Genomic DNA, 10,914 nt, shown 5'->3' with positions numbered 1-10,914 from the left:
CGTGAGCCGCATGGATGCGGCGACCGAGCTTACATGGACGTACTTGCAGCGTCCCCCGCAACCGGACCCACCCCGCCTACCCACAGGTAACCCGCTTCTGCTTCGGCTGTTGCTGTTGCCTTGGTTCGTAGCAGGTGCAGGGCCGCAGGCCCTGCCGACCCACCCTAATCTTCGACCGGGAAGTCCTCGATCGGCTTCAGTACATCGTAGTGCTCGCGATGCAGCTTGCCCTTCAGCTTCGGCAGCTCCGGCAACGGTGCATCCACCCGGGTGTCCGGCAACCGGTCGAGCAGGTTGCGTACCAGGGTCAGCCGCCCCAGCCGCTGGTCGTTGAAATCCACCAGCGTCCACGGCGCATCCGCGCGATGGGTGGCACGCAGCATCGCCTCGCGCGCTTCGGTGTACGCGCTGTACTTGCTGCGTGATTTCAGATCCACCGGTGACAGCTTCCAGCCCTTCAGTGGATCGACATGGCGCTCGGCGAAGCGCTTCTCCTGCTGCTCCTGGTCCACGCACAGCCAGTACTTGAACAGCAGGATGCCGTCATCCACCAGCAGTTGTTCGAACACCGGCGCCTGGCGCAGGAACTGCTGGTACTCGGCCTCGCTGCAATACCCCATCACTCGTTCGACGCCGGCGCGGTTGTACCAGCTGCGATCCATCAGCACGATCTCGCCGGCCGCCGGAAGATGCGAGGCATAACGCTGGAAGTACCACTGCGTGGCTTCGCGGTCGGTAGGCTTGGGCAGCGCCACCACCCGGCACTGGCGTGGGTTGAGGTGCTGGCTGATGGCCTGGATCGCGCCGCCCTTGCCTGCGGTGTCGCGGCCTTCGAACAGCACCAGCAGGCGCTGCCCGCTGTGCTGCACCCAGCGCGCCATCGCGGTCAGCTCCAGCTGCAGTGGCTGCAGCAGTTCGTCGTATTCCTTGCGCTTGAGCTTGGCCATCGTCACACCCTGCGGGGAGGAAGCCCGAGCGTAGCGCAGGGATCGCTCAGGCGATGTCGAGGCCCTGCCACCCATGCTCGCCGGCCAGCCGCTGCAGCAGCGCTGAAAGGTCGTGGGCAAATCCGGCCATGTCGAACAGGCCGCTGCCTTCGCGTGCCTGTGCCAGTTCTGCGCGCAACGCCGCCAGTGCCGCCGGGTCATTGCCCAGCGTGCTGGCGGTAGTGATGAACGCTGCATCGTCGGCGACATTCATCCGTGCCAGCCCCAGATGGTGGTTGAGGCTGCCGGCCACGCGCGAGGCGAAGGTCTCGCCGGGGCAGGTCAGCACCGGGCAGCCGGCCCATAGTGCGTCCGATGCTGTGGTGTGCGCGTTGTACGGGTTGGTGTCCAGGAACAGATCGGCCAGCTGATAACGTGCAAGGTACTGCGGATGCGGCAGCTTGGCCATGAACACCAGGCGTGCCGGGTCCAGGCCAGCGGCCTGTGCGGTGCTGCGCAGGCGGGCATCGGCCTGACCGGGGCCGGAGAGCAGCCACAGCACGCTGCCGGGTACCGCCTGCAGCACGGCGAAGGCGCGGCCCATGCTGCGCGGATTGAGCTTGTAGCTGTTGTTGAAGCAGCAGAACACCACGCCGCGCTCGGGCAGGCCGCAGTCCGCACGCGTCGGCGCGGCTTCCAGCGCACGCGTGTTGTCCGAGGGCTGGAACGCACGCGGCAGGCGCAGCACGCGTTCGCTGTAATGCGGTTCCAGCGATGGTGGTAGCGCGAAGTCATCGCCAATCACCGCATCCATCCACGGCGCACCCGATGTGCCGGGGTAGGCCAGCCAGTTCAGCTGCAGCGGGGCAGGACGCATCGCCAGCACTTCCGGCGTACCGCCGCCGCCCCAACCGCGCAGGTCGAACAGCAGGTCGATGCCCTGCGCGCGGATGCGGGTGGCGATGTCGGCATGGCGCAGGCCGGCCACGTCGTGCAGATGCGTCGCCGCCTGCAGGCGCTGGCGGATGCGGCTGCCGTCGTCGCGGTTCAGTGCGAACAGATGCAGTTGCAGCGTCGGGTCAAGGCGCAGTTGCTCCAACAGGGCTACAGTCAGCAGCCCGGTGGGATGGGCGCCAAAACCATTGGAAAGGAAACCGACGCGCAAGGGGCCGTGCCCGCGCGCCTTTACGGCAGGAAGGGGACGCACCCCCGAAGCAACCACCGCAGCACGTGCACGCGCACAGGCCAGCTGTTCGGCGGCGCTGGCGTCCTCGCTGAGGAAGGCGAACGGTTCGACAACACCCTGTCCGGAGGCCAACGCACCGCGCACCTGTGCAGCCAGCGCGTCCACGTCCTGCCAGTCGCACAGGCGGCGCTGCCAGGCCAGCCGCTGGGCGGCGATGTAGGGCTCGGCCGGCATCAGGGTGTGCGCGCGCCGATAGGCGGCCGATGCGCCCTCGGCATCATCGGCATCTTCCAGCGCGTGGCCCAGCCACAGCGCGATGCCTGGATGCTGCGGTGCCAGCGCCGAGGCTTGGCCGAGCAGCGTCGCGGCGTCGGTATGTGCGCCGGCCATCCACGCCACGCGGCCCAATCGCGCCAGCGCTTCGGGATGGTTCGGACGCAGCTGCAACGCACGGCGCGCGGCCTGTTCGCCAGCAGCGATGTCGCCGGCTTCCAGTTCCAGGTCGGCCAGCATCACCCAGGCGACAAAGTCGCCGGGCTGGCGAGCGATCGCCTGTTGCAGTTGTTGCCGCTGCTGCCAGGCCGTCATCGTGCTCAGCTCGCCGACAGCTGGGCCAGGGCGTCGACCTGGTGTTCGTGGCTGAGCCGCTGCAGCAGCGGATCGAGATCGCCGGCGAGGATGTTCGGCAGGTCATACAGGGTCAGGCCTTCCACGCGGTGGTCGGTGATCCGGCCCTGCGGGAAGTTGTAGGTACGGATGCGCTGGCTGCGGTCGCCACTGCCGACCTGCAGGCGCCGCGACTCGGCCTGTGCCGCATCCTGGCGCTGGCGCTCGGCGTCCAGCAGCTGCGCCTTCAGGCGTTTCATCGCCTTGTCGCGGTTGGCGTGTTGGCTGCGTTCGGTCTGGCATTCCACCACCACGCCGGTTGGCACGTGGGTGATGCGGATGGCCGACTCGGTCTTGTTGACGTGCTGGCCACCGGCGCCGGACGAGCGGAACGTATCCACCCTCAGGTCCGCCGGATTGATGACGATGTCATCGACTTCATCGGCCTCGGGAATGATCGCCACGGTCGCCGCCGAGGTGTGGATGCGGCCCTGCGATTCAGTGGCCGGTACACGCTGCACGCGATGCGTGCCCGATTCGAACTTCAGGCGCGAGAACGCGCCACGGCCGACCACGCGCGCCACCACTTCCTTGTAGCCGCCATGTTCGCCGGGGTTGTCCGATTCGATCTCGACCTTCCAGCCCTGGCGTTCGGCATAGCGGGCGTACATGCGGAACAGGTCGCCGGCGAAGATTGCTGCTTCGTCGCCACCGGTACCGGCACGCACTTCCAGGAACAGGTTGCCTTCGTCGCGTGGGTCGCGCGGCACCAGCAGCAGTGCCAGTTCCTGTTCCAGCTCCTGCAGGCGGGCTTGGGCGTCGGTGATCTCCTCGTCGGCCAGCTCGCGCAGGTCGGGGTCGGCACGCATGCCTTCGGCCGCGGCCAGGTCGGCCTTGGCACGGGCTTCATCGGCGAGGGCGGTGGCGATCGGCTCAAGTTGGGCGAATTCGCGCGAAAGGTCGCGGAAACGGGTGTTGTCGGCGACCACATCGGGTTCGGCGAGCAGGCGTTCCAGTTCTTCGCGGCGCTCGGCCAGCGCTTCCAGCTTACGGCGCAGGGTCGGCGTCATCGGGTCTCACGGGTGGGTGGCGGTAACCCGGCGTGGCCGGGAACAGGCGCTCGGCGGCGCGGGTCAGGTCGGCGTCGCCACTCAGCGCGGCCGCGCGCAGCGCAGCGGTCGGCGGATGCAGCAGGCGGTTGGTCAGGCCATGGGCGAGCAGTTCCAGCACTTCGTCAGCCGGCTTGCCGTTGGCCAGCTGCTGGCGCGCGCGCTCCAGCAGTTCGGTGCGGGTGGCCTCGCCGAACGCGCGCAGCTGCCGCAATGGCGCCTGGTGGGCGCTGGCCTGCTGGGTCTCGACGAAGCGCGACACCTGCAGATCGATGATCGCCTCGGCCTCGGCGGCGGCCTCGCGGCGGCCACGGCGGTTGTCTTCCACCGCCCGCTCGAGATCGTCCACGGTGTACAGGAAGGCATCGTTGAGCGTGGCGACCTCGGCTTCGATGTCGCGCGGCACGGCCAGGTCGAACAGCAGCATCGGCTTGTGCCGGCGCGTGCGCAGCGCCTTGGCCACCATCTCGCGATGGATCACCGGCTCGCGTGCGGCAGTGGCCGAGAACACCACGTCGGCCTCGCTCAGGTGGCGGTCCAGTTCGGTCAGCGGCAGGGCCACACCGCCGTGGCGGCTGGCGAGCTCCTGCGCATGGGCGAGGGTACGGTTGGCGATCAGCAGCCGCCGCACCTTGCCTTCACTCAGGTGGCGTGCAGCCAGCTCGATGGTCTCGCCGGCGCCGACCAGCAGCACGGTGGAATCGTCCAGGCGCGCGAACGCGTTCTGCGCCAGTCGCACTGCGGCCGATGCCACAGATACGGGGTTGGCGCCCACCTGGGTGTCGGTGCGTGCGCGCTTGGCCACCGAGAAGGTCTGCTGGAACAACCGATCCAGGCGCTGGCCAAGCAGGCCATGATCGCGCGCGGTCGACCAGGCATCCTTCACCTGTCCGAGGATCTGCGGTTCGCCCAGTACCATCGAGTCCAGCCCGGTGGCGACCCGGAACAGGTGGCGTACCGCTTCGGCATCGGCATGTTGGTACAGGTAGCCCTGCAGGTCGCCGGCCTGGGTGTGCAGCCATTGGTCCAGCGCCTGTGCCGAGTCGGCCACCGCGTACAGCTCGGTGCGGTTGCAGGTAGACAGCAGCACCGCCTCGGCGATCTGCGGGGTATCGCGCAGCGAACCGAGCGCGCGCGGCAACGCCTCACCGGCGAAGGCCGCGCGTTCGCGCAGTTCCACCGGTGCGGTCTGGTGATTCAGTCCGAGCACCCACAGGGTCATTGTTCAGTTGCTTGCGATAAGCTGCTGGCCATTGGACGACATTTTAAGGCCCCGATGCCGACGATGCCCGCATTGATTCGCATCCCCAGTGTTCTGCTGCTGTCCCTGGCCTGCGGCCAGGCCCTGGCGGCGGTGCCGGCCAAGGCCCCCGTGCGGGCCCCGGCCACTGAGGAACTGGCGCTGGAACCGGTGATGGCCGGTGAATTCGCGCTGCAGGCCGGCAAGCTGGCCGAGGCTGCGCGCTGGTACCTGCAGGCCGCCCAGCAGACCGACGGCGACGCCGGCCTGGCCGAGCGTGCGACCCGTATTTCCATGCTTGCCAACGATGATGCCAGCGCGGCCAAGGGCTTGGCCCTGTGGCAACAGCGGGCGCCGCGCTCGCTGACCATGCGCAGCGCCGCCGGCGCGCTGGCCATGCGCCAGGGCGACGTGAAGGCGGCCCGCAGCGAACTGCAGGCGCTGCTGGCCGACCCTGACGAGCGTGGCTGGAAGTTCGCCCTGGCGGCCTTGATCGGTGGCGGCCGCGACCCGGCGGTGCCGGCGCAGGTGCTGGGCGAGCTGGTCGACGCCAACGCCATTCCGTCGAAGATCGAGGCCTGGCAGGAGTTCGGTCGTCTCGCCCTGCGCATGGACAAGCCCGAGCTGGCGCGGCGCATGATCGATGAAGTGGTCAAGCGCTTCCCCGAGGAGCCGCGCGTGGCGCTGCTGCGCGCCAGCCAGCTGCAGCAGGCTGGCGAGACCGGCAAGGCGCTGTCGCTGCTGCAGGACGTCGAACCGAAAACCCGCCAGGACCCTGAACTGCGTAACGCGGTGGCCATCGCCTACGACAGCCTCGGCCAGCCGTCGGCCGCCGAGCGTGTGCTGGCGTTCGGGCCGCAGGACGTGCAGACCTGGGGCATGCGCGCTTCGCTGCTGGCCAAGCAGGGCGACAAAGCCGCGCTGTCCAACCTGTACAACGAACTGTCGCGGCAGGCGGCCAAGCCGGACCCGGCGCAGCGCCTGCTGCTGGGCAAGATCGCCGAGTACCTGAAGCGTTATCCCGAGGCGGTGCAGTGGTACCACAGCGTGCCCGGTGGCGATGAGCTGAGCGAAGCGCGCCTGCGCGCGGCCAACGCCCAGGCCCTGGCCGGGCGCCTGCCGCTGGCGCTGGATGAAGTGCATGCGATCCAGTCAGATGCGGTGGTCGACGACGACGTGCGCCGCGACGCCTACCTGCTGGAAGCCGAGCTGCGCCAGCGCGCCGACGACAGTGCCGGTGAACTGGATGCGCTGGCCCGCGGTCTGGCAGCGTACCCGGATGACAACGGCCTGCTGTACGCCCGTGCGCTCACCTGGGAGCGCCGTGACGATATCCCGCGTGCCGAGGCCGACCTGCGCAAGATCCTGGTGACCGACCCGGAAAACGTGCCGGCCCTCAACGCGCTCGGCTACACCCTGGCCGACCGTACCGGTCGCCTGCAGGAAGCGTTGGAGCTGATCGACCGCGCCCGCGTCGCCGAGCCGGACAACGCGGCCATCGTCGACAGCTACGGCTGGGTGCTGTATCGCCTGGGCCGCAAGGAAGAGGCGCTGGTGCAGCTGCGCCGTGCCTGGACCCTGGCCAAGGACCCGGAGATCGCTTCCCATGTCGGCGAAGTGCTGTGGGTGCTGGGCAAGCACGATGAGGCCCGCCATTTCTTCGAAGAGGCGGCCAAGCTCGACCCTGAAAACCGCGCGCTGCTGCGCGCCCGCGAGAAATTCAATCCATGAGTGTTTCCCTGATCCGGCCGCTGCTGCTGGCGGTCGCGACCGTGGCGGTCACCGCCTGCACCACCGTGGGCACGCAGAAGACCCCGGCGCCTGCCGTAGTCGAGACGGTGTCGGCTGAAGCTGCGCAGGCCGAGACCGTGCGCGTGGCCGCACTGCATGCGCAGCCGGACTGGGCCTTCCAGGGCCGGGTCGCGGTCAGCAAGGGCAAGGATGGCGGCAGTGGCCGCATCGACTGGAAGCAGGACGGCCGCCGCTATGTGGTCGAATTGAGCGCGCCGGTGACCCGGCAGAGCTGGAAGCTGACCGGCGATACCCATTCCGAGGCCGGCCGCCTGGAAGGGCTGGCCGGTGGCACCCGTGACGGTGAGGACGCCCAGCAGCTGCTGCTCGAGGCGACCGGCTGGGACATTCCGGTCAACCAGCTGCCGGAGTGGATCCGTGGCCTGGTGGCCGGCGATGCTGCCGGTCCGGAGAAGGTCGAGCGCGACGGTGAAGGCCGGCCGCGCCGCATGCAGCAGATGGGCTGGCAGGTGCAGTACCTGGAATGGTACCCCGCCGAGGCCGGGCGCCCGGCGCTGCCGCGCCGGATCGAGGCCAGCAATGGCGATGCCAAGGTGCGCCTGCTGGTGGACCAGTGGGGGCAGGGCGCGCCATGAGCGGGGCAGTCGACGATGCGGGCTGGTCCTGGTGGCCGGCCCCGGCCAAGCTGAACCTGTTCCTGCACATCATCGGCCGTCGTGCCGACGGTTACCACGAGCTGCAGACTGTGTTCCGCCTGCTGGACTGGGGGGATCGCATTGGCCTGCGCCTGCGTGAAGACGGCCAGGTTCGCCGTGAAGGCGAAGGCCTGGCCGGCGTTTCCGAGGCCGATGATCTGGCAGTACGTGCCGCACGCCTGCTTAAAGATGTGGCGAATGTCGCGCAAGGTGCGGACATAATCGTTGAAAAACATGTTTCTGCAGGTGGTGGTTTCGGCGGCGGTTCGTCCGATGCCGCCACCGTGCTGGTGGTACTGAACCGGCTCTGGCAGGCCGGTCTGGACGAAGACGCGCTGGCCGCGCTGGGGCTGCGCCTGGGTGCCGACGTGCCGGTATTCGTGCGTGGCCACAATGCCTGGGCCGAAGGGGTCGGTGAGCGCTTGCAGCCGATCACGCTGGCGCCGGCCTGGTATGTCATCGCCGAACCTGGGGTTCATGTCCCCACCCCGGCGCTGTTTGCTGATCCGGATTTGACGCGCGACTGCCCACAGGCGAAAATAGACGACTTCGCTTCCGGCGCTCTGGTCGGGAACGTGTTCGAGCCGGTGCTGCGCCGCCGCGAGCCTGCCGTAGAGGCGGTGCTTGCCGCGTTGAGCGGTATTGGCAGGGCACGTTTGACCGGGTCCGGAAGTGGTTGTTTCGTCGAGTTCGATTCGCAGGCTGCCGCAGAGCAGGGGCGAGCGGAGTTGCCGAAGGAGTTGCGGGCAAGGGTGGCCGCGGGCGTTGCACGTTCGCCACTGCTGGATGCACTCGAGCAACACTGATTCATCAATGCAGGGGCGTCGCCAAGAGGCCCAAGGCACCAGGTTTTGATCCTGGCATTCGGAGGTTCGAATCCTCCCGCCCCTGCCAATGCGGCTGTGTCCGCGCCATCCAGCGCATCGACCGCGCGGGACGTGGAAACAACCGCGGTGTTGTAAGCAGCAGGGGCCGAAGCGGTCCTTGCCGCTACCGGATCCCCGCCACTCGTCCCCGCCCGAGACAATCATGATGCAAGAGTCCCCGAACCTGCTGGTCTTTTCCGGCAACGCCAACAAACGTCTGGCGCAGAACATCTGCAAGGAACTGGGAGTACGCCCGGGCAAGGCGCTGGTCTCGCACTTCTCCGATGGTGAAGTGCAGGTGGAAATCGAAGAGAACGTCCGCAAGCAGGACGTGTTCGTGATCCAGCCGACCTGTGCGCCGAGCGCGGAAAACCTGATGGAACTGCTGGTGCTGATCGACGCGCTGAAGCGCGCATCGGTGGCCAGCGTGACCGCCGTGGTGCCGTACTTCGGCTACTCGCGCCAGGATCGCCGCATGCGTTCCTCGCGCGTGCCGATCACCGCCAAGCTGGCCGCAAAGATGTTCAGCACCGCTGGCGCTGACCGCGTGCTGACCGTTGACCTGCACGCCGACCAGATCCAGGGCTTCTTCGATATCCCGGTGGACAACGTGTATGCGTCCCCGCTGCTGCTGGCCGACATCTGGCGCGCCTACGGCACCGAGAACCTGATCGTGGTGTCGCCGGACGTGGGTGGCGTGGTCCGCGCCCGTGCGGTGGCCAAGCGTCTGGATGACGCCGACCTGGCGATCATCGACAAGCGCCGCCCGCGCGCCAACGTCTCCACCGTGATGAACATCATCGGTGACGTCGAAGGCAAGACCTGCGTGATGGTCGATGACATCGTCGATACCGCCGGCACCCTGTGCGCCGCTGCCGCTGCCCTGAAGGCGCGCGGTGCGCTCAAGGTCGCCGCCTACTGCACCCACGCGGTGCTGTCGGGCCCGGCGGTGGACAACATCACCAATTCCCAGCTCGACGAGCTGGTGGTGACCGACACCATCCCGCTGAAGGACGCAGCGCGGGTGTGCAGCAAGATCCGCCAGCTGAGCGTGGCGGAAATGCTGGCCGAGACGATGCGCCGCATCGCCTTCGGTGAGTCGGTCAGCTCGCTGTACGTCGACTGATTTTTCGTCCCCGCCGGCAACGGCAGGGACACACCGGGCGCTTCTGGTCGCGGAAGCGCCTTCAACCGCCAAGCCGCAAGGCAAGGCAACAACCTGAGTAGTCGAAAATGTCGAAGACCCATGAAATCAAGGTCACCAAGCGTGAACTGCAGCGTAAGGGTGCGAGCCGCCGCCTGCGTCACGCTGGTGTGATCCCGGCGATCGTGTACGGCGGCAACGCCGAGCCGGTCGCCATCAGCCTGGACCACAACGAAATCTGGCTGGCCCAGCAGAACGAGTGGTTCTATGCCTCGATCCTGGACCTGAACCTGGACGGCCAGGTGCAGAAGGTGCTGCTGCGTGACATGCAGCGCCATCCGTACAAGCAGCTGATCATGCACCTGGACTTCCTGCGCGTGAACGAGAACGAGAAGCTGACCGCTTCGGTTCCGCTGCACTTCATCAACGAAGACACCTCGCCGGCTGGCAAGGCTGCCGACGTCGTGGTCGCCCACGAACTGAAGGAAGTGACCATCAGCTGCCTGCCGAAGGACCTGCCGGAGTCGATTGAAGTCGACCTGGCCGACCTGAACGCTGGCGACGTGGTGTACCTGTCCAACATCAAGCTGCCGAAGGGCGTGGAAATCCCGGCGCTGGCGCTGGGCAAGGACCACGACGACGCCATCGTCACTGCCAAGCACGGCAAGCAGGATGCTGCCGACGCTGAAGAAGCAGCGGCCGAGTAATACCCCGCGGCGCCTGTCCTTCGGGGCAGGCGCCGTATCTGGATGGAACGATGGCAGGATTGCGACTGATCGTCGGTCTGGGCAACCCCGGATCGGAGCACGCCCGGACCCGGCACAATGCCGGGTTTCATTTCGTTGAGGCCCTGGCGGAAAAAGCCGGTGCACGATGGAATGTGGACAGCAAGCTGTTCGGTGAGACCGCCAAGGTCGAGATCGCCGGGCAGACGGTGTGGCTGCTCAAGCCTGCCACCTTCATGAACCTCAGTGGCAAGTCGGTCACCGCCGCACAGCGGTTCTGGAAGATCGAGCCGGAAGAAACCCTGCTGGCACACGACGAACTGGACCTGGCGCCCGGCGTGGCGCGGTTGAAGTTCGACGGCGGCCACGGCGGCCAGAACGGCCTGCGCGACACCATCCGCCTGCTCGGCCACGGCAAGTTCCACCGCCTGCGCGTGGGCATCGGCCATCCCGGCCACAAGGACCGCGTGGTGGGCTGGGTGCTGGGACGCCCTTCCAAGGACGATGAAGTACTGATTTCGCGCGCCATCGACGATGCGATCGACGTGCTGCCGCTGGCGGTGCAGGGCGATTTCAGCGAAGCGATGAAGCGCCTGCACACTCCGAAATAACCGGTGGGTACCGGCCGGTGGTCGGCAACGGGCATCAATCGGCCCTGGTAGTTG

At 67.6% G+C, this 10,914-nt stretch carries 10 protein-coding genes and 1 tRNA gene; 7 read left to right on the top strand and 4 right to left on the bottom strand.

What is annotated here, in order from left to right; genetic code table 11:
* Positions 1 to 164: 164 nt before the first annotated feature.
* From ppk2 to hemA, 4 genes are read right to left on the bottom strand one after another with little or no spacing between them, the layout of a single operon-like run.
* A complete protein-coding gene (gene ppk2, locus V9K93_RS05050; protein WP_065722832.1) occupies positions 165 to 947 on the bottom strand; it encodes a polyphosphate kinase 2 in 783 nt (260 codons plus the stop codon).
* Positions 948 to 993: 46 nt separating this feature from the next.
* Entirely contained in the window at positions 994 to 2,700 is a 1,707-nt protein-coding gene (locus V9K93_RS05045) for an O-linked N-acetylglucosamine transferase, SPINDLY family protein (protein ID WP_046983105.1), read from the bottom strand.
* Between the two features lie 5 nt (positions 2,701 to 2,705).
* Entirely contained in the window at positions 2,706 to 3,788 is a 1,083-nt protein-coding gene (gene prfA / locus V9K93_RS05040) for a peptide chain release factor 1 (RefSeq protein WP_337302149.1), read from the bottom strand.
* Positions 3,766 to 5,049: a glutamyl-tRNA reductase gene (gene hemA / locus V9K93_RS05035; protein WP_046983103.1), complete on the bottom strand. Its 1,284-nt coding sequence runs from the start codon at positions 5,047 to 5,049 to the stop codon at positions 3,766 to 3,768. The genes prfA and hemA overlap by 23 nt, the downstream gene beginning before the upstream one ends.
* Positions 5,050 to 5,112: 63 nt before the next feature.
* Here hemA and V9K93_RS05030 point away from each other — a divergent pair, with 63 nt between their 5' ends.
* From V9K93_RS05030 to pth, 7 genes are all read left to right on the top strand, one after another.
* Complete coding sequence (locus tag V9K93_RS05030; protein ID WP_253079247.1) at positions 5,113 to 6,798, top strand: tetratricopeptide repeat protein; 1,686 nt, start codon at positions 5,113 to 5,115, stop codon at positions 6,796 to 6,798.
* Positions 6,795 to 7,454, top strand: coding sequence for a lipoprotein insertase outer membrane protein LolB (lolB, locus tag V9K93_RS05025; protein ID WP_046983101.1), 660 nt, complete (start codon positions 6,795 to 6,797; stop codon positions 7,452 to 7,454). The genes V9K93_RS05030 and lolB overlap by 4 nt, the downstream gene beginning before the upstream one ends.
* Positions 7,451 to 8,320: a 4-(cytidine 5'-diphospho)-2-C-methyl-D-erythritol kinase gene (gene ispE, locus V9K93_RS05020; protein WP_046983100.1), complete on the top strand. Its 870-nt coding sequence runs from the start codon at positions 7,451 to 7,453 to the stop codon at positions 8,318 to 8,320. Before lolB ends, ispE begins: the two co-directional genes overlap by 4 nt.
* Before the next feature lie 11 nt (positions 8,321 to 8,331).
* Positions 8,332 to 8,408 (top strand) — tRNA-Gln (locus V9K93_RS05015).
* 138 nt (positions 8,409 to 8,546) lie between these two features.
* Complete coding sequence (locus V9K93_RS05010; RefSeq protein ID WP_005415400.1) at positions 8,547 to 9,506, top strand: ribose-phosphate diphosphokinase; 960 nt, start codon at positions 8,547 to 8,549, stop codon at positions 9,504 to 9,506.
* A gap of 107 nt (positions 9,507 to 9,613) precedes the next feature.
* On the top strand, positions 9,614 to 10,231 hold the full coding sequence (locus V9K93_RS05005; RefSeq protein ID WP_046983099.1) for a 50S ribosomal protein L25/general stress protein Ctc: 618 nt from the start codon (positions 9,614 to 9,616) through the stop codon (positions 10,229 to 10,231).
* A gap of 50 nt (positions 10,232 to 10,281) precedes the next feature.
* Positions 10,282 to 10,860, top strand: coding sequence for an aminoacyl-tRNA hydrolase (gene pth / locus V9K93_RS05000; RefSeq protein WP_004144977.1), 579 nt, complete (start codon positions 10,282 to 10,284; stop codon positions 10,858 to 10,860).
* Positions 10,861 to 10,914: the final 54 nt, after the last annotated feature.

Origin of the sequence: Stenotrophomonas sp. CCNWLW162 (assembly GCF_037203745.1) — a bacterium.
Taxonomy (GTDB): Bacteria; Pseudomonadota; Gammaproteobacteria; order Xanthomonadales; family Xanthomonadaceae; genus Stenotrophomonas; species Stenotrophomonas maltophilia_AQ.
The sequence above is the reverse complement of the archived record's forward strand: the minus strand, read 5'-3'. Positions and strand labels throughout refer to the sequence as shown.